General features: G+C 39.2%; 22 protein-coding genes. 16 read left to right on the top strand and 6 right to left on the bottom strand.

Annotation, left to right across the window (positions count from 1 at the left end; genetic code table 11):
* Positions 1-68 precede the first annotated feature (68 nt).
* Positions 69-677, top strand: coding sequence for a HEAT repeat domain-containing protein (locus HCZ11_RS03680; RefSeq protein WP_167657687.1), 609 nt, complete (start codon positions 69-71; stop codon positions 675-677).
* A 537-nt stretch (positions 678-1,214) separates the two neighbouring features.
* Here the strand turns inward: HCZ11_RS03680 and HCZ11_RS03675 are convergent.
* Both HCZ11_RS03675 and HCZ11_RS03670 read right to left on the bottom strand, forming a co-directional pair.
* The gene (locus HCZ11_RS03675; protein ID WP_167657686.1) at positions 1,215-2,423 is read right to left on the bottom strand and encodes a porin; all 1,209 of its coding nucleotides are present in this window, start codon (positions 2,421-2,423) and stop codon (positions 1,215-1,217) included.
* Positions 2,424-2,594: 171 nt separating this feature from the next.
* Positions 2,595-3,116 (bottom strand): TetR/AcrR family transcriptional regulator, encoded by a 522-nt coding sequence (locus tag HCZ11_RS03670; RefSeq protein ID WP_167657685.1) that lies wholly within the window; start codon positions 3,114-3,116, stop codon positions 2,595-2,597.
* Positions 3,117-3,323: 207 nt separating this feature from the next.
* Between HCZ11_RS03670 and HCZ11_RS03665 the strand changes: the two genes are divergently transcribed.
* From HCZ11_RS03665 to HCZ11_RS03635, 7 genes are all read left to right on the top strand, one after another.
* Positions 3,324-4,910 (top strand): ABC-F family ATPase, encoded by a 1,587-nt coding sequence (locus HCZ11_RS03665; protein WP_130052292.1) that lies wholly within the window; start codon positions 3,324-3,326, stop codon positions 4,908-4,910.
* Between the two features lie 148 nt (positions 4,911-5,058).
* A complete protein-coding gene (purE, locus tag HCZ11_RS03660) occupies positions 5,059-5,541 on the top strand; it encodes a 5-(carboxyamino)imidazole ribonucleotide mutase (RefSeq protein ID WP_054553887.1) in 483 nt (160 codons plus the stop codon).
* Position 5,542: 1 nt separating this feature from the next.
* Entirely contained in the window at positions 5,543-6,691 is a 1,149-nt protein-coding gene (locus HCZ11_RS03655) for a 5-(carboxyamino)imidazole ribonucleotide synthase (protein WP_167657684.1), read from the top strand.
* 244 nt (positions 6,692-6,935) lie between these two features.
* Positions 6,936-7,166, top strand: a complete 231-nt coding sequence (locus HCZ11_RS03650; protein WP_167657683.1) for a DUF2798 domain-containing protein — start codon at positions 6,936-6,938, stop codon at positions 7,164-7,166.
* The gene (locus HCZ11_RS03645) at positions 7,163-8,095 is read left to right on the top strand and encodes a putative sulfate exporter family transporter (RefSeq protein WP_167657682.1); all 933 of its coding nucleotides are present in this window, start codon (positions 7,163-7,165) and stop codon (positions 8,093-8,095) included. Before HCZ11_RS03650 ends, HCZ11_RS03645 begins: the two co-directional genes overlap by 4 nt.
* Complete coding sequence (locus tag HCZ11_RS03640; protein WP_167657681.1) at positions 8,092-9,255, top strand: endonuclease/exonuclease/phosphatase family protein; 1,164 nt, start codon at positions 8,092-8,094, stop codon at positions 9,253-9,255. Before HCZ11_RS03645 ends, HCZ11_RS03640 begins: the two co-directional genes overlap by 4 nt.
* A gap of 105 nt (positions 9,256-9,360) precedes the next feature.
* The gene (locus HCZ11_RS03635; protein ID WP_167657680.1) at positions 9,361-11,853 is read left to right on the top strand and encodes a prolyl oligopeptidase family serine peptidase; all 2,493 of its coding nucleotides are present in this window, start codon (positions 9,361-9,363) and stop codon (positions 11,851-11,853) included.
* Between the two features lie 73 nt (positions 11,854-11,926).
* Here HCZ11_RS03635 and HCZ11_RS03630 read toward each other — a convergent pair whose 3' ends face one another.
* Entirely contained in the window at positions 11,927-12,520 is a 594-nt protein-coding gene (locus HCZ11_RS03630) for a hypothetical protein (RefSeq protein WP_055021798.1), read from the bottom strand.
* 50 nt (positions 12,521-12,570) lie between these two features.
* Positions 12,571-13,155, bottom strand: a complete 585-nt coding sequence (gene rrtA, locus HCZ11_RS03625; RefSeq protein WP_167657679.1) for a rhombosortase — start codon at positions 13,153-13,155, stop codon at positions 12,571-12,573.
* A gap of 85 nt (positions 13,156-13,240) precedes the next feature.
* Between rrtA and ggt the strand changes: the two genes are divergently transcribed.
* The 3 genes from ggt to HCZ11_RS03610 all read left to right on the top strand — a co-directional run bounded on the left by ggt (position 13,241) and on the right by HCZ11_RS03610 (position 17,718).
* A complete protein-coding gene (gene ggt, locus HCZ11_RS03620; protein ID WP_167657678.1) occupies positions 13,241-14,998 on the top strand; it encodes a gamma-glutamyltransferase in 1,758 nt (585 codons plus the stop codon).
* 174 nt (positions 14,999-15,172) lie between these two features.
* Entirely contained in the window at positions 15,173-16,867 is a 1,695-nt protein-coding gene (locus HCZ11_RS03615) for an NAD-dependent malic enzyme (protein WP_130052291.1), read from the top strand.
* Positions 16,868-17,001: 134 nt separating this feature from the next.
* Positions 17,002-17,718 carry an SIMPL domain-containing protein gene (locus tag HCZ11_RS03610; RefSeq protein WP_167657677.1) on the top strand — a complete coding sequence of 239 codons (717 nt, stop codon included), beginning with the start codon at positions 17,002-17,004 and terminating at the stop codon, positions 17,716-17,718.
* A gap of 1 nt (position 17,719) precedes the next feature.
* Here the strand turns inward: HCZ11_RS03610 and HCZ11_RS03605 are convergent, their stop codons facing one another.
* Entirely contained in the window at positions 17,720-19,072 is a 1,353-nt protein-coding gene (locus tag HCZ11_RS03605; RefSeq protein ID WP_130051511.1) for a DUF2254 domain-containing protein, read from the bottom strand.
* A 119-nt stretch (positions 19,073-19,191) separates the two neighbouring features.
* Between HCZ11_RS03605 and HCZ11_RS03600 the strand changes: the two genes are divergently transcribed.
* The 5 genes from HCZ11_RS03600 (at position 19,192) to HCZ11_RS03580 (ending at position 22,261) form a co-directional block, all read left to right on the top strand.
* Complete coding sequence (locus tag HCZ11_RS03600) at positions 19,192-19,566, top strand: MAPEG family protein (protein ID WP_130051510.1); 375 nt, start codon at positions 19,192-19,194, stop codon at positions 19,564-19,566.
* 1 nt (position 19,567) lies between these two features.
* Positions 19,568-20,473, top strand: coding sequence for an ABC transporter substrate-binding protein (locus HCZ11_RS03595; RefSeq protein ID WP_167657676.1), 906 nt, complete (start codon positions 19,568-19,570; stop codon positions 20,471-20,473).
* On the top strand, positions 20,470-21,102 hold the full coding sequence (locus HCZ11_RS03590; RefSeq protein WP_167657675.1) for a sulfotransferase: 633 nt from the start codon (positions 20,470-20,472) through the stop codon (positions 21,100-21,102). Before HCZ11_RS03595 ends, HCZ11_RS03590 begins: the two co-directional genes overlap by 4 nt.
* A 45-nt stretch (positions 21,103-21,147) precedes the next feature.
* Positions 21,148-21,720 carry a tRNA-(ms[2]io[6]A)-hydroxylase gene (locus HCZ11_RS03585; protein ID WP_130051507.1) on the top strand — a complete coding sequence of 191 codons (573 nt, stop codon included), beginning with the start codon at positions 21,148-21,150 and terminating at the stop codon, positions 21,718-21,720.
* 169 nt (positions 21,721-21,889) lie between these two features.
* Positions 21,890-22,261 carry a hypothetical protein gene (locus tag HCZ11_RS03580; protein WP_167657674.1) on the top strand — a complete coding sequence of 124 codons (372 nt, stop codon included), beginning with the start codon at positions 21,890-21,892 and terminating at the stop codon, positions 22,259-22,261.
* Here HCZ11_RS03580 and HCZ11_RS03575 read toward each other — a convergent pair.
* Entirely contained in the window at positions 22,253-22,960 is a 708-nt protein-coding gene (locus tag HCZ11_RS03575; RefSeq protein ID WP_167657673.1) for a metallophosphoesterase, read from the bottom strand. The genes HCZ11_RS03580 and HCZ11_RS03575 overlap by 9 nt on opposite strands.
* Positions 22,961-23,321 lie beyond the last annotated feature (361 nt).

Below are 23,321 nucleotides of genomic sequence, written 5' to 3'. Positions count from 1 at the left end.
ACAGAATTAGAACGTTCATTATAAAGCGATTATTTAGCTACCCTATATGTATTACGAAGAGCTGAATAATGAATGAAATAATGGAACAACTGAGAGACAAGAAATCCCAAAAACGTCGTTCAGCAGCGAAGAAGTTGCGGAAGCTAAAAGATATTAACGCTGGTCCGTATTTATTGGCTGCGCTTGAGAATGAACTCAATGATGAAAGGACTTGGGAAACACAGTATCAGATGATCATGGCTATAGGTGAATGTGATTATAAGCCAGCATTGCCATTTTTAAATGGACTCGTAAAGCAAGATAATAAAGCAACTATGCTTTACGTCGCTATTGGAGATGCAATAGTAAGACTTTCTACAGAGAATGAAAGAGACACTGCTACAATATTTAAGCTTATTGATATTGGCAATGAGGCACTCATTGAAGGGGCTTTTCGAGCAATGGCTATGCTAAAAATGATACCGGGTGATAGTGAGATAGAAAAAATTATCAATTACGTTGCTGCAAAAGATTTGAACCAAGGTATTCATTTTTGGGTCGTAGCAGCAGCTCCTGGGTGGTCAGGATTAATAGTAGAAGAATACTTAAATTATTGTGAAAGGTCACCGCGTGAAGAAATCACCAACGCTGTTGCTCTTGGACGTAAGGGAAAGTACAAGAAATGGAGTCCACTGTAAAATGAAAAGCAGTAAATACGCCTTAACGCGTAGCTACCTAGCATCATTTTTAATTTTATTTAGTGGCGGAGTCAATGCAGTTGTTGAGCTATAAATGCTTAAAATGAATGGCTAATAGGGTAGTTATAATCTTTATAACAAGTTTAAGCCAAACGTTTTATGACTTGGCATCATACAGTTCCAAAAAACACTCAATACTTGTTTAACTTAAATGTACTTAATGTAACTAGCATCACACCAATAGCAAAGCCCATAACTAAACCACCAGATAAATCGGAGCTAACACCTAAAACAGTATCCGATTCTCTGACATGTGTTAGCCAGTAAAAGAGCAGAAATGAAACGCTAGAGATTGCACAGAGAAGAATAAGTTTGGTCCTGTTAGACATATTAACCTCAATTATTTTCATTTTTTAGTTTTATGACTGTTAAGTAATAGCATTTGTTGGTTGATATTGCGACAAAAAAGAAAAATGTATTGCAGTATTTTTATCGTGAGTTAAAGCCCACAAAAGTGGGCTTTAGTGTTAATCGTGATTACAAAGTGTAATTAAAACCAATGGCAATACCGTCATCTTCGGTTTGTGACATCTGTGCTTCTTGCTCAGCGTCATTACTCGAAAAGTCGCTAAAGTCTTTACGGGCTTCAATATATAAAATGGTATCTTCTGCCATGAAGTAGTGCGTACCAATTACTGCAAATTGACGCTTAAATACATCTTCAGGATCGGCATTAAAGTTTGGCTGAATAACATAGTCATCGCCGGCATCAAATACGTTATAAGCTACAAAGGTACGAATGTCATTATCAAAGCGATAGCTGAAGATAGACTCCAAACCAACGGCATCTTTAATTAAGCGACCTAAGTTGTCAGTATCGTGGTTTTCGTTTTTATTTATATTCGCTGATGCATACCAACCAGGTTTATAAAAATCACCATAGGTAATGCCCATACCATAAATTAAATCATTTACAGATTGGTTTCTCCCACCTGCATACACGATATCAAACTGACCGCGGTTAACACCCGCAGTTACTTTTAAATTAGGGCTAACCGAGTAGGTGAGTGCGGCGCCATAAGTAGAATTAAATTCTACTTTTTGTGCGGCGTTATTTCCTTGGTTCCAAAGGACCTCACATGATCTCATTGATATATCAACGATATCACAGGTATAAAAGTCATCAGATTTCAGTTGTGCTTGAAGCGCTAAATGAAAATTACCCCAGGTATTGCGATACTGCAGTACTTTATCGCCGCGACCTGTGCCATTTACAGCACCGTCATCTTTATTGTAGGTATAAACACCCGCAGCATTACCATCCCATACTAAGCTGTAGTTGGTGTTGTAAACAACGTCGTACCATACACCCCATTGTTTACCTAAAGTGACTTGGCCGTAATCGTCATGTTTAAGACCAACATAGCCTAAACGGTTATATAAAAACTCATCTTGAATTGATTCAAAGCGATTGCTGTATACGATATCGCTGCTACCAACAGGGTTAACACCCCATTCAAGTAAAGCAAAAGCTTGCCAGCCGTTTTTTAATTGGCGCTTAAAATCAAAATTAATGCGTGATGCACCGTTTACTACCTCAGTTTCGCCTTGCGTATTAATAATTCTTGCATCGATAAAGCCACCAACAGTAACGCTATTGGTTTGGTCGTTATAGATTTCGATGGCATTGGCTGTCGGTATGGCAATCATGCCTGCAACAAATAAGGCAGTGTGTGTTCTTTTCATAAAGTACCTTGATTAATTATTGTCCCTAATAGGTATAATTTAGTTAAAGGTAGGAGATTATCAAAGCTAAAATAGGGTAAAAAGTGAAAAATTATCATGCTACAAAGCGTCTTTGAGGAAAAATTATTCATTTTAGGTTCACTATATTGAATTATCAATGAGTTACCAAGGCTAAAAAATAGACACTTTCTGGCTTAGCGTTCTAAGCATTAATTTAGTATTTGGTGTTTCGGCACCTAGACCATATAACAAGGTCATAAAATAGCAGTCGAGTAATATAGCTGCTTTTACTTTATTAAATTGCGGCTGGTCGGCAAAAACTAATGATTGTATTAGCTCCATGTGCTGTTGCTGGAATGGCTGCGAAAACAATCGCTGGCTAAAAAGCACTTTATAAAAGCGATGATGTAAACAATAAAACTGATAAAAATATTGCGCGTAATGATTAATCTTTAAGCGAGCAGGGCGGTGTATATCCGTTTCTTTGGCGCGTTCTAGCACATCATTAAATTTATCATCAAGGCATGCTTCTAAAATAGCCACTTTATCAGAGAAATGATTAAACAAGGTGCCCACTGCTATGTTGCTTGCTGCAGAAATTTGCCTCGTTGAAGTATCATTAAACCCTTGCTCAGTAAAAAGATTCCAAGCCGCCTCTAAAATACGTTGGTGAGTATCTGCATGTTTGCTCATTCTTAACCTACTGTTTATAAATAGTTATATTAAAAGTGAGCGTGCTCATGTGATTAAGTGAGCGCGCTCATTAAAGGTAGTCGTAAGAGTTGAGCTTGTAAAATTAGCGGGGGTATTTAATTAAACTTTCATGGCGTGCTAAGCGGCTTTAGTTTAAAATTGCCCACAGTTTCGTTTTTACTTTTTTACCCGCTGGAGGGTACCGCTATCATTAGTACAGCTAATATCACCATGCAATTTGGTGCTAAACCTTTATTCGAAAATATTTCAGCAAAATTTGGCGATGGTAACCGTTACGGTTTAATCGGTGCGAATGGCTGTGGTAAATCAACCTTCATGAAAATCCTAAGTGGTGAACTTGAGCCATCTTCAGGTAATGTCAGCACAGATCCAAACGAACGTATTGCAAAACTAAATCAAGACCAGTTTGCTTACGAAGAGTTTTCTGTAATCGACACAGTAATCATGGGTCATAAAGAGCTGTGGGAAGTAAAAAAAGAGCGTGACCGTATTTACAGCCTACCTGAGATGAGCGAAGAAGACGGCATGAAAGTGGCTGATCTTGAAACTGAGTTTGCCGAAATGGATGGCTACTCAGCAGAAGCTAAAGCAGGTGAGTTACTAATTGGTGTAGGTATTGGTACAGAGCAACATTACGGCCCTATGTCTGAAATCGCACCGGGTTTTAAACTGCGTGTGTTACTTGCACAAGTGCTGTTTTCTGATCCAGATATCATGCTACTCGATGAGCCTACCAATAACTTGGACATATACACCATCAAGTGGTTAGAAGACGTGTTAAACCAGCGCGACTGTACCATGATCATCATTTCGCACGACCGTCACTTCTTAAACTCTGTATGTACACACATGGCTGACATCGATTATGGCGAGCTTCGTATTTACCCTGGTAACTACGATGAGTACATGTTTGCAGCAACGCAAGCTCGTGAGCGTCTACTAAGCGAAAACGCGAAGAAGAAAAGCCAAATTGCTGAGCTTCAACAATTCGTATCGCGCTTCTCTGCGAACGCTTCAAAAGCAAAGCAAGCAACATCACGTGCGAAACAAATCGATAAAATTCAGCTTGAAGAAGTTAAAGCATCTTCTCGTCAAAGTCCGTTTATTCGCTTTGAGCAAGAGAAGCAGTTATTCCGTAATGCGTTAGAGCTAACAAACTTAGCGCAAGGTTTCGAAGAGACCTTATTCAGCGGCCTTGAAGGCTTAGTTGAAGTAGGTGAGCGTATTGCGATTATCGGTGAGAACGGTGTTGGTAAAACAACATTATTAAATACTTTAGCTGGTCGTTTAGCACCAAAACAAGGTGAATTTAAATGGTCAGATAACGCTAATATTGGGTATTACGCACAAGACCATGCTGACGAGTTCGAACAAGACATGAACTTATTTGAGTGGATGGAACAATGGCAACAAGAAGGTGACGACGAACAAGTTGTTCGTAGTTTCTTAGGTCGTATGCTGTTTTCACAAAACGACATCAAAAAGTCAGTTAAAGTGATTTCAGGTGGTGAGCAAGGCCGTATGCTGTTTGGCAAAATTATGATGCATAAACCAAACATCTTATTAATGGATGAGCCAACCAACCACATGGACATGGAATCTATCGAAGCGCTTAACTTAGCACTTGAAGCATACGAAGGGACATTATTGTTCGTATCTCACGATAGACAATTTGTATCATCGCTTGCAAACCGTATTTGGGAAATCAAAGACGGCAAAGTTATAGACTTTAAAGGTACATACACTGAGTACCTAGCAAGCAAAGAAGCTTAATTAGCTGATGAGTGATTAAAAGCCATGCATGTCATGGCTTTTTTGTGCTTCTAGAGTCGCATCTTGATGTGAGTTAGGTATATAATACCCGCCACAAAATAAGGACAAAAGTCCGCTTTTTAGAAAACAATTTAACTGAGGTGTATTTATGACTGTTGGCATTATTATGGGTTCCAAATCAGACTGGCCAACGATGGAACATGCGGCGTTAATGCTAGAAAAATTCGGCATTGAATACGAAACTAAAGTTGTTTCTGCTCACCGTACCCCTCAATTACTTGCTGACTATGCAAGCTCAGCTGCAGATCGCGGTATTAAAATTATTATTGCTGGTGCAGGTGGTGCAGCGCACTTACCTGGTATGGCTGCGGCGTTTACATCACTGCCAGTTTTAGGTGTACCAGTTAAATCTAAAACACTTAATGGTGTAGATTCTTTATTATCTATTTGCCAAATGCCTAAAGGTGTTGCGGTAGGTACTCTTGCTATTGGTGAAGCTGGCGCTGCTAATGCTGGCCTTTTAGCGGCACAAATTTTAGGTTGCCAACAGCCTGAAATTTTCGCAAAAGTTGAAGCATTCCGTAAAGAACAAACAGACACAATCTTAGCTAATCCTAATCCTGCAGAGTAATATGAATATTCTAATTTTAGGTGCAGGCCAGTTAGCTCGTATGATGAGCTTAGCGGGTGCACCGCTTGATTTAAATGTTGTTGCCTACGATGTGGGAAGTGAAAAAATCATTCACCCATTAACTGGTGAAGTTCGTAACAGCACATTACAACAAGCTATTGATAACGCAGACGCTATCACCGCAGAGTTTGAACACATTCCTGATGATGTACTAACACTTTGCTGTCAAAGCAATAAGTTTTATCCGGGTAAAGCGGCAATTAAAACAGGTGGCGACCGCGCACTTGAAAAAGCATTACTTGATAAAACAAATGTTGAGTGTGCGCCTTACCAATTAATTACAGAAAAAGCTCACCTTATCGCTGCTGTAGAGCGCTTAGGCAAGCCGCTTGTGATCAAAACCTGCCAAGCGGGTTACGATGGTAAAGGCCAATGGCGCTTAAAGTCAGATGACCAAATTGACCAAATCTGGTCAGAAATGGCAGATTTCATTGCATCTGGCACCGAGAGTGCTCCGCACTCTATTATCGCAGAGAAGATGATCCCATTTGACCGTGAAGTATCTATCATTGGTGCACGCGACAAAGCAGGTAACACAGTTATTTACCCATTAACTGAAAATCAACACACCAATGGTGTGCTTACGCTTTCAGTTGCTGGTAAAGAAAAAGCAGCGATTCAAGAACAAGCTGAGCTGGCATTTAACAAGTTAGCGCAAGAGCTTGACTATGTAGGTGTATTAGCAATCGAGTTTTTTGATGTACAAGGTACGTTATTAGTTAACGAAATTGCGCCACGCGTTCATAACTCTGGTCACTGGACACAGCAGGGTACACATTGCTCACAGTTCGAAAACCACATGCGTGCTGTTGCAGGTTTACCACTAGGTAGTACAGAGTGTCTTCGTCCTACTGCTATGATCAACGTATTAGGTCAGCCTTCAATCCCACACTCAGTACTAGCAACGCAAGACGTTACTAGTCACTGGTATGGTAAAACGGCTAAACCGGGTCGTAAGATGGGTCATATCAATGTATCGGCTGATAACCTTCACCAATTAGGTGAGCGTTTAGCAGCACTTGCTGAAATCTTGCCAGAGCAAGACTACCCAGGTGTAGCTGCTACCAGCACCCAACTTATTTTAAACTAATCAGTTTAAATTCTTAAAAGCCGAGTTTGTCTCGGCTTTTTAATCGCTATAACTTATACCAATCCGCAATAATACATAATCATTTTGAGGGATTAAACCTGTCGCTACCTGCGTTAAAAATTTCTCATTTAGAACAATTGGTATTACCCGCAAACTTCGCTAATTTTGTACCTCTTGTCTCAAAGCACTTGCGTCAGGAACATCTTGCTATAGACTAATATTTTTATATTAATATTAGTTCGTTATGTTACATCCTCGATTTAGAACAGTCGTATTTGCGTTTTTTATGGCGCTGTTTATGTCTGGATTTATGTCTTTAGTGATCAGTATTTTTAACCTTGGTTTAATCGATAACATTGCAGCCAATTGGCTTAAAGCATGGGCTTTTGCTTTTTGTGTCGCATTTCCTACCGTTATTTTAGTCGCACCTGTGGTTCATAAGTTAACCAATAAATTTATCAGAGCACCGTTGTGATAGCCGAACGCCCAAAACAATTTCTTTTTATTGCACTATTTTTAGCATCGGCTTTACCTTTTGTTGGCTCTGCTACGGCACTTGTTGTTGGTGCTTTGTTTGCTATGGTTTTAGGTAATCCATTTGCAATTCAGTCACAAAAAATTAGTAAATGGATGCTAAAGTTAGCTGTTATTGGCTTAGGCTTTGCTGTTGATTTTAGTCAAGTAATAGAAGTAGGGCGCAGCTCAATTGTACTTACTATTGTCAGTATTACCGCGATTATTGGTCTTGGCGAAATTTTATCTCAGTTGTTTAAGTTAAATAAAAATACCGGTGTACTCATATCATTTGGTACCGCAATTTGTGGTGGTAGCGCAATTGCAGCAATGGCGCCAGTTATCAAGGCAAAAGATCACGAAGTCGCGATATCTTTAGCTGTAGTTTTTTTACTTAACGCACTTGGCTTGGTGTTATTTCCAATGATTGGTCATTATTTTGGCCTGACTGAGCATCAATTTGGGGTATGGGCGGCACTGGCTATTCACGATACTAGTAGTGTAGTTGGGGCCTCAGCTGCTTATGGCGCATCAGCTCTTGCAATTGCCACCACTATCAAGCTCACTAGAGCGATGTGGATCATACCGTATACTAGTATCGCAGGTGTTTTTTGGAAATCAGATGAAAAAGCCAGTATCCCATTGTTTATATTTGGGTTTTTAGCAGCTGCATTGATCAACTCAAGCTTCCCTGAGTACCAAACACTCTGGCATGCACTTAATGTTGGCGCTAAACAAGTTTTGATAATGACCTTATTTTTGATTGGGAGTGGTTTATCAATTTCGGTCTTAAAACAAGCGGGCATTAAACCTTTTATCATGGCGATGATCTTATGGATCATTGTCAGCAGTATTATTTTACTACTTATTGTAGACGGATTTATTTCATGAAAAACGCTTTATTAACTTCTTCAATAGCACTGACTTTAGGCTTATTTGCCAACAATGTATCGGCTGCTGATTTACGAGTTGCCACCTTTAACGTAAGTATGGACGCAACCAACTATGCAAAAAAAGGTGAAGCGATTGATAAAGATGCTTTAAGCAAAGCTTTAGCGAGCAACCACCAGCAAATACGCAACATTGCCGAAATAATTCAGCGTGTAAGACCGGATGTTATTTTACTTAATGAGTTTGATTATATTGATGCAGACAAAGGCATCAACGTATTTCGTAAAAACTACCTGCAAGTATCGCAAAATAAGCAGGTTGCTATCGATTACCCGTATTACTTTATTGCACCCGTTAACACCGGTTTAGCTACCGAGTTTGACCTAGATAACGATGGTGTAAAGGGGCATTACAAAGGTGATGCTCAGGGTTTTGGCTTCTTTGAGGGGCATTATGCAATGGCTGTATTGTCGCGCTATCCAATCGATTTAGATAAAGCGCGCACACTACAAACATTCAAATACAAAGACATGCCAAATGCACAAATGCCTATAGACCCTAAAACAGGTAAAGACTGGTATTCTGCGGAGGAATGGCAAGCAATTCACCTAAGCTCTAAATCATTTTGGGATTTACCAATTGATGTAAAAGGAAAAACGCTTCATTTGCTTGCTTCGCATCCAACCCCACCGGTTTTTGATGGTGATGAAGACCGTAACGGTAAGCGTAATCATGATGAAGTACGCCTGATTGCAGACTACATCAATAATGCTAACTATATTTATGATGATAAAGGCCAAAAAGGGGGCTTAAAAGCGAAAAGCCGCTTTGTGATTGTGGGTGATTTAAATGCTGCGCCAGAAGGGGGTAAGGCTCGCCCGAATACCACAGACCAAATTTTAAAAAACCCATTAGTGAATACCTCTTTTACGCCAACAAGCAAAGGTGCTAAAGAGTCGTATAAAGAAGATTTCGCTAAAAACTATACCGCTTATTGGCAAGCTCGTGCTGATTACGTATTACCATCAAATTATGGTATTGAGATTAACGATGGTGGGGTTTTTTGGCCACAGAAAAGCTCTGAACTGTTCCGTTTAATTAAAGATCGTAACGCATCGTCTGATCACCGTATGGTATGGCTTGATATCAGTTTAAAATAAGCTGTTATTAAACGGAAAAGTTTGGCTGTTTATCCTATAAAAATTGCTATTTCATCAGTGCTTCTGCTTAAATAGGGCGAATTATAATAACCCGTAAGAAGCACTATGAAATTCAAAACCACTGCTAATAAAACGTTAGTGGCTCTCGCAGTCGCATCTAGCTTCATGCTAGCAGGTTGTCAATCAACCGCCTCAACGCCTTCTGAAGAACAAGTTACCAATGTAGCCCCAGTTGTTGCTACTCCTGCTGATACAGGTTCAGCTGAAATCACGTTAGAGCAAGCAATGGCTCATCCTGATTGGTTAGGTCGTCAGCCTGAGCGTGCTTTCTGGAACGGTGATTCTAACAGTATCGTTTATGCACAAAAGCAACAAGGCAATGAGTTACGCGATTTATACGTTCAAGCGGTAAATAGCCAATCTGCATCACAATTAGCGTTAAATAAACTACACACTGTAGGCGCTAAAAACGCAGTTTACTCAGCAGATAAAAAGCAACAGGCTTATGCATTTGAAGGTAATATCTTCATTAAAAACTTAAGCACTGGACAAATTACGCAAATTACACACGACAGCGCAAAGCAATCAAAACCACAGTTTTTAACTGATGGTAGCCTTGCTTATCGCCAAGGTAATGCATTTTATAAAGTTGATTTAGCAACCGGTCGCCAAGTTGAATTAGTTAACTTACACCTAGATGATGCACCTAAAGGTGTACAAGAGCCAGACACTTATATTGCAAAAGAGCAACACAAACTAATTGATTATATTGCGCTTACTCATAAAAACAAAAAAGATCGTGAAGAGCGTAAAGCACAAATCAACGAACAAAACGACAGCATTGCTAACGCACAGTTTTACTTAGGTAAAGGTAAACGTTTAGCAGATGTACAGCTTTCACCAAATGGCCAAGCACTTGTTGCAGTAACCACAGAAAACCGCTCATGGCGCGATGAAGGCGATATCATGCCTAATTACATTGCCGATGATGCGCGCGTAAAAGCAGAAAAAGTACGCCGTCGTGTTGCTGATGAAAAACCAATCAGCTCAGACGTTGTTTACATTGACCTTAAATCAGGCGAGCAAACAACCCTAGCATTCGATACTTTACCTGGTTTTGATGAAGACGTTCTTGCAGCTGTTAAGAAAGAAAACTACGCTCGTGATGGCAAAACTTATAAGTCTGAAAAAGCACCACGTGCCATCAACCTAATGATGGATTGGGGTTGGGACCAGAGTGCTATCCAATGGAACACAGACGGTTCACAAGTGGCTCTTATGCTTGAAGCATGGGACAACAAAGACCGTTGGTTAGCCACTGTTGATACACAAAACAACAAGCTTGTTTCACAACACCGTCTACATGACGATGCGTGGGTAAACTATGCATACAATGATTTTGGTTGGTTGAACAACTCAGATACCCTTTACTATTTATCTGAAGAGTCTGGTTACAGCCACATTTACAAAAAGCCACTAAACGGTAAAGCAACGCAGCTTACTAAAGGCCAATTTGTTGTTTCTAACTTAACGTTAACGGATGATAACTCAGCAATTTACTACAAAGCTAACGTTGAGCACCCAGGTCTTTACGAAATCTATCGTGTAAACCCTGCAAACGGTGAATCTGAGCAAGTAACCAACCTCGATGGTATGACTGACTACCAGTTAAGCCCAGATGAAAGCAAACTATTGCTAACTCACTCAAAAATTAAGTCGCCACCTGAGCTTTATGTTGCTGATGCAAAAGCAAATACCCAAGCAACTCAGTTAACGCACACGGTCTCTGATGAGTTCTTAGCGAAGAAACTAATCGCACCTAAGATTGTTGCTGTGCCTTCAAGCCACACTGATCAGCCAATTTACGCAAAAGTATATTACCCAGCTGATTATAAAGAAGGCGAAACGGGTAAAAACCGTAAAGCGGTTATCTTTAACCACGGTGCTGGTTACCTACAAAACTCACACATGGGTTGGTCTGGTTACTTCCGTGAGTTTATGTTCCACTCACTATTGGCTTCAGAAGGCTACGTAGTAATGGACATGGACTATCGTGCATCGAAAGGTTACGGCCGTGATTGGCGTACAGCTATTTACCGTCAAATGGGTACGCCTGAGATCCAAGATTTAGCAGATGGCGTAAGCTGGATGGCAGACAACGCAAATGTAGATACACAAGCTGTAGGTACTTATGGTGGTTCTTACGGTGGTTTCATGACGTTTATGGCGCTATTCACACAGCCTGATTTATTCAAAGCAGGTGCTGCACTTCGTCCGGTAACTGATTGGGCTCACTACAATGGTCCGTATACGTCTAACATCTTAAACCACCCAGATGTTGACCCAATTGCCTATGAAAAGAGCTCACCAATTTACTTTGCTGAAGGTCTTAAGAGCCATTTATTAATTAACGCGCCTATGGTTGATGACAATGTATTCTTCCAAGACTCAGTTCGCTTAGTACAGCGCTTAATTGAGCTAGAAAAAGAAAACTTTGAAACAGCGATCTTCCCAGTTGAACCACATGGTTTTGTACAACCATCAAGCTGGTTAGATGAATACCGCCGTATTCATAAGCTATTTAAAGAAACGCTTTAATTAATAAGCGTAAATGAAAAACAGCCACTTTAAGTGGCTGTTTTTGTTTGTAATAGAATTTATCTAAAATGGGTTATTTGCAGTAAAATTCACTCACATCGAGTACAGTCTTGCTTTGCTCTAAGTCGTTTTCAAAAATTAAATTATCACCCTCTAAACTCATTTTATAGTCTCTCATCCATGATAGATTGGCTATTAACTCCAATTCATAGCGATTAAACGAAACAGGACACTTTAAATACACATAATGGTGAGCAGTTCCAAAAGCTCCAGGGTCTGATGTGTAGACATAAAAGGTGCGATATTCAAATGCCTGTTCTTGGTGAACGTAATCAGTATTTGAGTTAAATATGTTGTTGAATAATATAAGTAAGCCAATACCAAAGAACATTAAGCATGAATATAAAATACTAAGAATAAGGGTCAAATGAGCAATAATTTTATTCTTAAACGATTCTATAACGATACTGTATTTTGCTAACAACAGACAAAACCCAATACAAAGTGAGCAAAATACTATGGTGTAATAAATATTATCAAGGCTTGCCATAAACGTTGGTGAAACAAATTTTAAGTTTACCAATTGGCCAAATAGCCCAGCCAATAGAGGCCCGTAAAGACAGAATAGTATAATGCGAAGGTAAATATGTCCTTTATTTTCATTCATTTAAAGTTCCTTTTTCGAGTTAAAAGAGAAGTTGTAAAAAGTGAGAAAGGTTACTCGCGATTTTTTATTATTTTTATAAAGACAGGTAAAGCCAACAGTGTGCCGCCAATTGCGCCGATAAAGTGGGCATCAATGGCAACATTAGAGGCGATTAGCTGACTCACCGATTCACTCGGGCCTGCTATTTGCTCCCAAATCACTTTAGCCCAAGTACCAGCAAACAATAACCAGCCTGAAAACATGCCTGCTTGTACATCTTTAACTGCACCCCAAATGATCACACCGTGCAGTAGGGCACTTAACCCGGTGTAAATTTGGATATCTGGGCAAAATAGCCACACACCTAACCCACACCACAGTGCAAGAATGGCAATATTAAACGCATAGCGAGCAGGGCTTGTATGTTCAGCGTGTAGCGCCCAAATTAATAAAATTCCGGCACAATTTAAGCCTAAATGGGGCCAATTTGCGTGTACAAATTGACTAGTAAAAATGCGCCAAAATTCACCATTTGCAACTAAATCACGGTTAAATTCAAGATATTCATTTAAGTTGAAAGTTGCAAACAACGAACTAAGTAGTACTAAACACAAAGGAGGCAGAATATATTCTAGTTTCAGGGGCAGGTTTATCATGTTATTTTTATTGTATCTGAGATTGTCGCCTATTGTGCACGTTTAATTTTAAGATGCCAAATACACTACGGGATTAAGTTTATTTATGTTATTCAAAACCAAAGCGCTGTTAGCTCTGTCCACTTCATTAATTTATTCAACTGCTATTTTTGCTACCCCTGCAAAAGTTGAGACTCGCGAACCTGAAGCCGCAACAGGCTTTGCTCATAAACAGGTTGTTGAAGGCGATAAGTACATGGTCGCTGCAGCAAACCCTTATGCAGTTAAAGCTGGCCAAAAAATGCTTGAACTAGGTGGCTCTGCAGTTGATGCTGCAATTGCAACTCAACTTGTTTTAACACTGGTAGAACCGCAATCGTCGGGGATCGGTGGTGGTACATTTATGATGTACTTTGATAATAAAACAAAAAGCCTTACTAGTTTTGACGGTCGAGAAACTGCACCAAGTAACGCTGACGAAACACTCTTTTTAGATAAACACGGTAAAGCTGTGAAATGGATTGAAGCGGTGGTAGGCGGTCGCTCTGTAGGTGTACCTGGTATTTTAGATGCCTTTGCCACTGCTCATAAGCGTTACGGAAAGTTAGACTGGCAAACCTTGTTTGGCCCTGCTATTGAATTGGCTGATAAAGGCTTTATTGTATCACCGCGTTTACATCAGTTACTCGCTAAAGAGTTAAACCCAGGGGTTACAAAGCTACCTGTTATTCGTGATTATTTCTTCCCAGATGGTAAACCGCTTGCTGTTGGCACTGTTAAGAAGAACCCAGAACTTGCCGCACTTTATAAAGATATTGCTAAACAAGGTATTGATGCTTTTTATAAAGGTGAAAACGCAAAAGAACTTGTCAATGCAGTGCAAAACTCAACGGTAGCACCGGGTACTTTGAGTGTTGAAGACTTAGCTAATTACAAAAGCAAAGAACGAGCACCTGTATGTGTTGATTATCGCCAGTATGAGGTTTGTTCAATGGCTCCACCAAGTAGTGGTGGTGTAGCTGTATTACAGATTCTGGCCTTACTTGAACACAAAGATATGTCTAAGCTTAAACCAAATTCAGTTCAAGCTCTGCATTACTTTACACAAGCATCGCGTTTAGCGTTTGCAGATCGTAACGTGTATATGGGCGACCCTGATTTTATGCCAATCCCTACACAAGGTTTACTTGATAAAGATTACCTTACAGGTCGAGCAAAGCTTATCTCTGAAAAAGATGCCCACGCTGAAGCAGGCACACCACCAAACTCACTTGCTTATGCACAGGATGATGCTTACGAATTACCATCAACCACCCATGTATCGATTGTGGATAGCCAAGGTAATGCAGTGTCAATGACAAGTTCTATCGAAATGGCATTTGGTTCAACAGTAATGGTGAACGGGTATATTTTGAACAATCAGCTAACTGACTTTGCTTTATCACCAACAAAAAATGGTAAGCCGTTAGCAAATCGTGTTGAAGCAGGTAAACGTCCGCGTAGTTCAATGTCGCCAGTAATGGTGTTTAACAAAGATGGCAGCTTACGCTTGGTAGTCGGTTCACCGGGTGGTAGCCGCATTATTGATTACGTTGCTCAAGTGGTTGTGGGTGTGCTTGATTGGAACTTAGATGCGCAAACTGCAATTAACTTACCGCGCATTACTAATCGTAATAATTACACAAGCCTAGAAAAGGGCACTGAACTTGCCAACGCTGAAGCCGAATTTGTTAATCGTGGACATACAGTTCGTATCTTAGATTTAAACTCTGGTTTACATGCTGTTGAAGTAAAAGACGGTAAGCTTTATGGCGCAGCCGATCCTCGCCGTGAAGGCATCGCTTTAAGTGATAAAAGCCACTAAAAACAAGCTCAGCAGCCTTAAAGCTGCTGAGTTTTCATGTATACTATCTAGTAAGCTCTTTAGAGCATAAAATTCATTTTCTTCAATGGTCTGACAAGGTGAATTGTCATTGCAATTTCGCCTTCAAGAGTAATAATGTCAGATCATAATTATGACGCATCAAAGCTTGGAAATATGACTACAAATACCGATCCAAATTATCTTTATATTCCTTATTCAGGCCCAGGTCTGATCGAAACGCCACTATTAAATAAAGGCAGTGCTTTTTCACAAAAAGAAAGGGAAAATTTCAACTTAGCCGGTTTACTGCCACCGCGTTATGAAACGATCGAAGAACAAGTTGAGCGTTGTTACCAGCAGTATTCAAGCTTTAGCGATAATTTAAACAAGCACATTTACCTTCGTGCTATTCAAGATAACAACGAAACACTTTACTACCGTTTAGTGCGTGATCATCTTGAAGAAATGATGCCAATTATCTATACACCAACAGTAGGTGATGCCTGTGAAAAGTTCTCAGACATTTACCGCAGTGCCCGTGGTCTATTTATCTCTTACGAAGATCGTTTCCAAATTGATGATATTTTACGTAACGCCACTAAAGGCAAAGTAAAAGTTATCGTTGTAACTGACGGTGAGCGTATTCTTGGTCTAGGTGACCAAGGTATAGGTGGTATGGGTATTCCAATCGGTAAATTATCACTATACACAGCGTGTGGTGGTATTAGCCCAGCTTACACGTTACCAGTAATGATTGATGTTGGTACGAATAATGAAAAACTGCTTAACGACCCTATGTACATGGGTGCTCGTCATAAACGTATTTCGCAAGAAGAGTATGACGAATTCTTAGATCTATTCATCAAAGCTGTTAAACGTCGTTGGCCAAGTGTGTTACTTCAGTTCGAAGACTTTGCACAACCAAATGCAATGCCATTATTAAAACGCTACCGTGATGAAATCTGTAGCTTTAACGATGACATTCAAGGTACTGCTGCAGTAACAGTAGGTTCTTTATTAGCTGCATGTCGTGTTAAAGGCTCGAAACTTTCAGAGCAAAAAGTCGTGTTTGTCGGAGCAGGTTCTGCTGGCTGTGGTATTGCTGAGCAAATTATCAGTACTATGGTTGCTGAAGGTATCAGTGATGAGCAAGCTCGTTCTCAAATCTTCATGGTTGACCGTTTTGGTTTACTTACTGAAGGCATGGAAGGCTTACGTGACTTCCAACAAGCCCTTTGCCAATCTAAAGACGGTTTGAGCGAGTGGACATACAGTGGTGAGTACGCATCTTTATTAGATGTAATGCACTGTGCGCAACCAGACATCCTAATTGGTGTATCTGGCCAACCTGGTTTATTCACAGAACAAGTTATTCGTGCAATGCACGCATCTTGCCCACAACCGATTATCTTCCCGTTAAGTAATCCGTCTAAGCAAGTTGAAGCACTTCCTTCAGACGTAATTGAGTGGACAGACGGTCAAGCGATTGTTGCCTCTGGTAGCCCATTTGATCCGGTTGAGTATAACGGCCAAACTTTCCCAATCCCGCAATGTAACAACAGCTACATTTTCCCGGGTATTGGTTTAGGTGTTATTGCTGCTAAAGCAACACGAATTACAGATGCGATGCTGATTGTATCAAGTGAAACTCTGGCAGAGTCTTCGCCACGTGCTAACACAGGTAAAGGTAGCTTATTACCAGCACTTACTGAAATCCAATCATTAAGTAAACGTATTGCGTTTGCGGTAGCTAAAAAAGCCATGGAAGAAGGTGTGGCACTTGAGCTGAGCGATGAAGCGCTATGGGCTGCAATTGAGAAAAACTATTGGCTTCCAGAGTACCGTAACTATAAGCGTCGTAGTATCTAAGCTATAACACGTTGAGTTATTGAAAAAACAGGCTTTAATGCCTGTTTTTTTATATTGTTTTAAAAGGCCTTGTTCATATTCAATTAACTCTTTAAGGTGATAATGAACGGAGTTAATAATTAAGGAACAGTATTATGCGTAAGTTAATTTTCACCGCGATGGCCACCGCGCTAAGCTTTAATGCGTTAGCACAAGCTACACCTGATGCACCGCATATTTACATTCAAGGCAACGCAACTATCAAAGCTATCCCTGATAACGTTAAACTAACAGTGGGTATTGTTGAAGTAGATAAAGATTTAATTGCCGCTAAAAACAAAGCCGATGCAACCATGGCAAAAGCTATTAAGCTTGCTAAAAGCCAAGGTGTGAATGAAAAGGGCATTTATGCGTCTAATATCTCTATACACCGCCAAACAGAATACAACCGTGAAACAGGCAAGCAAAACTTTGTCGGCTATAGAGTAACGCGCAGTCTATCTGTGACTTTAACTGATATTAAAAAGTACCCGATTATGCTTCAGCAATTGGTGAACGCGGGCATAAATGAAATTAATCAAACACAGTTTATATCTAGCCGTTATGAAGAGTTACAAAAGCAAGCTCAAAAACTGGCAATTAAAGATGCGCGTGATGCCGCAAAAGAGTTTGCCAATGATTACGGGGTAGAGCTTAAAGGTCTTTATACCGCTTCTAATAGCCCACTAGAAACAGGAAACCAGCCTTATATGCGTGCAAGTAAAATGGTTATGGCTGAAGCTGCACCAGATAACTATGTACCTGATGCATACAACGGTGGCGAGCTTACGATCACAGCTAGTAGCTATGCCGTTTACTTAATAGAAAATTAGTCTATTGATTGCTGGTGAAGCTTGCCAGCAATTTTTCACCTTGTTGCTCTGAAATACGGGCTATGGCTTTAAGCATATTAGTAATTTGTTCTCGGTCATACTCATTACTAATATGCGTATCGATATCTTCAATAATCGCCCCTAAATAAACAAACAAACTATCTGTTGCTTTTTCGTTATCAGATGCTCTAAACAATATATTTTTAAAAGCTTCAAGTACGTTAACCATGACATAGGCGTCATTTTTTGCGTAGTTACGAATAGGCGTAAAGTTATCGTGCAGTAGCTCATCGAATGATGTTTCGTGTATATAAAGGTGTGGTTGATTGTTCTCGCATCGTTTAAGCGAGTAATTAACATCATAAATATCTAAACGTAAAATCAATAAGATACTCAGCATATCAATGGCTTTTACCGCAGTGCCAGGATCATTAATCCCCGGACTCATGGCTTTTACTGCAATTTCTGAAATTTGTGTCATACCGTAGCGGTAATGGTCGCTGATATACTCTTCGATATAAAAGATAAAACAGTTTAGTAGTTGCTCTACAAGCTCTGGGTTGTCAGATAAGTCAGTATCACATTTTAAAAACGGATAACCTTTAACCGTAAAGAAGCCTTGCTTAACCGAGATATAAATTTTTATACCGTGCTGTTGGCACAATGCGCACAATTTATCGCTATGTGCGCCTTTAAAGTAGCCTTCTGTTTTACTTTTTATGCTATGCCAGTCATCAAAGTCAGGAAAATGCTCAACTGGGTTTTCTTGTTGCATATTAATAATGCATTTAAGCTCGCCTTTGGTATTTTTAAATAGATCGTTTAACACATTATCGACCTGAATCGCTTTAGAAATTGAGTGAATAAAAAACACAAAAAATCCCAACGAAATCAAACCAAAAACCAAAGAAAAGAAGATACCCAAAGATGGAATTCCCATATCTCCATCGCCAATGGTACGTATGTTTATCAACATTAATATAGTGTAGATAATACTACCAAGATAAAAGCCAAGCACTAATTGGTGCGATTTACGGGTAATTAGTCCAGGTAATACTCGAGGAGAAAGGCTAGCACTGGCGCTGTTTAGCACTACCATAACCATAGAAAAGCTAAAAACCGTTAACGAGATAATGCTTCCTGCAAGCGTACTGAGGATAGTTCGGGCGTTTTCTTCGCTGTCGACCAACAACACGCCAATCAGCTTTTTAAACTCCATTGATAGTGAAGAGTACTCTACTGCAATGCTAATTAATCCGAAAATCAAAAACATGACAGAGAGCATTGAAGGGTAAAAACCGATACTACTTACCATTTCACGGTAATTATCGGCAATTTTTCTTGGCGTAAACATGCACTTCCTTAAGAACTGTTAGACATTAAATATCATACTGAGCTAACCTAACTACTTACTTAACAGCCTAGCAATAAACAGTGCTAAGCGTCTAACTTTAAATAAAAATTGGAAAAACTGTGATTGTTTCAACTTTTGCTGCCATTTTGGCCATTTTATACATCCAACTTAGCTTTCGTGTAATTAAACTTCGTAAAGCAAAACGTATTTCACTAGGCGATGGTGGTGATGCAAGCCTACAAGCAGCTATACGTACCCATGCTAATTTTATTGAATATGTGCCATTTTCATTGATTCTGCTATTTTTATTAGAGTATCAGGGTCTTCCTAGCCATTTCTGCTATATTTTAGGTTCAATGCTTGTTGCAGGCCGTTTTTGTCATAGTTATGCACTCGTTGATAATATAATGAAATTACGAGCGTTAGGAATGATACTCACCTTCTTAACTATTTTGATCAGTGCAGTGATGTTATTAGTTACACAGGTATTCTAATATGCAGAAAGTTGTTTTTACTCTTACCTTACTGTTTTTAACAAATATTTGTTCGGCAAATGTAAAAACAATCAATGCAAAAAAAGCGGTTGCTATTCCACCTGAAAGTCTTAGGGTAATTTACCCTAAGACTTTGCCAAACCTTGATGAAAAATTACTTTATCCTCTTATATTGCTTCGTACCGCACTTGAGAGAAGTGGTTATAATTTTACTTTAACACCGTCACCAAGACTATTAGGACAAAACAGAGTTCTTAGAGAAATAGCAACTGGAACTGGTATTAATGTGTATTGGAGTATGACCAATACTGAACGTGAAAAAATGTTATTGCCATTGAGAATTCCTATTTTTAAAGGACTGTTCGGGTGGCGTTTAATGTTTACAACTAAAAGGCAATTACCTTATCTAAGCCAAATCAAGACATACGACGATCTCAAAAATATTATATTTATACAAGGCCAGCACTGGCCTGACACAGATATTTTAAAAGGCAACAATTTAACTGTGGCTACTTCTCAAGATTTTGAGTCATTATTCGTTATGCTTGATAAAGGAAGAGGGCAGTTATTTCCTCGCTCTATACTCGAAATAGAGGAGGAAAAGGCTAATTTCGAGAAAAAAATCGACTTGGTTGTTCTTCCGCAACTAATGCTTAAATATAAAAGTCCTATTTATTTCTTTTTTAACAAAGATAAGCCTGAAATTGCAAAAGCGGTGAATGAGGGTTTAAAAGTTATGCGTAAAAACGGTGAATTTGACGAGCTATTCTTTAAATATAATCGTGATTTCATTAAAAATGCCCACGTTCATGACAAGATTATTATAGAATTGAACAATAACGAATTACCAAGGTTAACCCCAGTAGAAGATAAGTCGCTGTGGTTATCTATTGATAAGGTGCCATGAGCTCAAAAATTTTTATAATCGGTTTACCACGAACCGGCACAACCAGTATATGTAACAGCTTTTTAGAACTCGGCTATAAAACCTCGCACACAGCCTATACCCAACAAGCAATTACCAACGCAGACGTTATTGCCGACACCCCTGTATTTAGTGAATATGTTTTACTTGATAAACACTTTGCAAACAGCCGCTTTATAAATCTTGAGCGCGACTTAGCTAAATGGCTACCATCAATCAGACAGCTATTAACACGTATGCACACTAATTTAATGCGCCCAGACGGTGGCTTTAATATTCACTTAAAACGCTGTTATCTTGATGTGTTTGGCCACTATAGTTTGGCAGATTTAGAATCTGATGAGTATTTAACAGCCTGTTATCAGCGCCATCAACAGCAAATAGCAGATTACTTTAAAGGCTGTGAACATCAATTACTAACACTTAATGTTGCTGACCCTAATAGCCCGCAACTATTGCAGCAGTTTTTAAGCACGGAACAACCAATCAGCTTTAAACAGCTTAATATTCGGGGCAAGGTCACAGCTTGGAATGACATAAAACACCCAGATAAAGTGTCATCAACCCGAAGTGGTAAAATTGATAAATCTCTTGGTTATAATCATAAGTAAAATACGCTAGAATCGCCGCCATTATAAGTTAAGTTGTTCCTTATTATGTTTGAATTAAAATACCACACGCCATTTGAATGGACAGAAGGAGTCTTGGCTGACTTCAATACCTTTTTACAAGATCATGCTGCAGCAGAAAAAAAAGCCTCTGGTATGGCTATGTCTATGCTTTCACACTACCCAGATCGTCGTAAGCTCGTTAAAGCTATGACTGATTTAGCGTTAGAAGAAATGATTCATTTTAAACAAGTTTTAAAATTACTAATGGAACGTGATGTTTCCCTTGGTAATGATCAAAAAGATCCTTACATCAAACAAATTCGCGCGGTTTTCAGAAATGGTCGTGATGAATTTTTAATGGACCGCTTATTAGTGGCTGGTGTAATAGAAGCTCGCGGACATGAGCGTTTTTCGCTTGTCGCTGAAGCCTTACCAGCAGGTAAAGAAAAAGAGTTTTATGTCGCGATTGCTAAATCAGAAGAAAAACATAAAAACTTATTCGTTGAACTTGCCTACGAGTATTTCGATAAGCAAGAAGTTGATGCTCGCCTTGAAGAAATCCTTATCGCAGAAGCTGAAATCTGTAAAAATATACCGTTTACAGCGGCACTTCACTAGTAGTGATGTTAATGTATTAGGCTAGTTTGCCTAATACATTAAACAACATTTAAAACAAGAATTAAGTATCTTGAAAATAGTTTTACCAATCCTAATTAATTAAATAAACAGCATACATTCATCTTCATCACCTATAGTTAGGTTAGTACCTAATTTTGAGGAATAGAGCATGAAATGGATGATGACTCTTACGACGTTGTCGTTAATAGGGATTGTAATCACCGGTAATTCAATTTATACAGAAGTGAAACTCTTTCGTTCGAATGACAAGCCATCCGAAATAACAGCAAGTATGTATCGTTCGTTAATTTGGCATAGCGATATCTATAAAGAAGAGCAATTTTTAAATACGGCACGAAGCTACCTCAGCGATGGCATAATTGATACCCGTGAATACAGTAAATTAACTAGCTTAGCGAATAAAGTTGCTGGCCCAATTATTTACATTCAAGAAAACGATGAGCAGCTGTGGCATGCACGGCTCACCTATAAAAAATACCTTGATGATCAAACTGTCGAACGACTGGCCAGCTTACATTGATGAAAACTGGTTTATCAGTGTTTTAAGCTCAACTATAGTAGGCTTACCACTGAGGTAATTAGTGTCAAGATGATAGCTATTACCTAGCCAATAAGGCTCTTTAGTGGTGTTATGACCGTGCACTGAAAAATCGATACTTGGGTTTATTACTGGCTTCTTTGCTTTGGTTAAAGCTCTATCCCAAAGTAGTAAACTAATAGCCTTTTCTTTATCTTTTGTTGGATTATTCCAATCCCAATCAGCGCACGTGGTATGCGAGAGGCCGATTTTTATACCAGCGTATTCAACAAAATAAGAAAGAGGGCACTTTAGAAGTTGCTGAAAGACAAATTTAAGCTCTTCATCGGTTGCTTGGGTGTGCCAATGGCCGCCATTTTCAACCCATAAGCGATAATAATCTTCATTATTTGCTAATAATGATTCAAGTAGCATGTGCTCGTGGTTACCTAAACACATGTTTACACCCAACTCTTTAAAACGTCTTAATAAAGCAATGCTGTTATCACCCCGGTCTATTACATCGCCGAGTGAAAAAAGAATATCTGTGCTTGGATTAAAATTGACAGAGCAGAGCGCCTGTTCAAATTTAGCTAAATCTGCATCTAAATCGCCAATGACAAAAACACGCTTATGTTCAGCAATTTGCAGCTTAACTTGAATAGGGTTTTGTGAGGCATGCTGGCTTTCAACTAAATTCAAAATAGATTCCTTTAAATGTTCAGTGGCTTAAGAGTAACATAACTCGTTGCCATTTAGGCAGTGGATGGTTATTATGAGAGCTCATTTTTAGGAGTATCCGCCAACATGAACATCTAAACCTGTTATCCAATTTCAATTTATCTTTTTGGACCAACAGGGTTAGTAGGCGTTGCTCACTATCACTTACATTATATTCCTTCTCGTGTGATCAAATGCCTAATACCAATTCTCTTAATTAAGTGGTCTATTTTGAGGCAATAAAAAATCGTCGATAACAAGGCAAAAATTTCGTTATTAAGTTGCTCTTAATGAGATATTTTTAACGAAGGTAGCGGCAGGTTTTATCCCTCAAAATGATTAA

It is taken from the genome of Pseudoalteromonas sp. HF66 (assembly GCF_011806445.1).
GTDB classification, from domain to species: domain Bacteria; phylum Pseudomonadota; class Gammaproteobacteria; order Enterobacterales; family Alteromonadaceae; genus Pseudoalteromonas; species Pseudoalteromonas apostichopi.
This window is presented reverse-complemented; position numbering and strand designations above follow the sequence as displayed.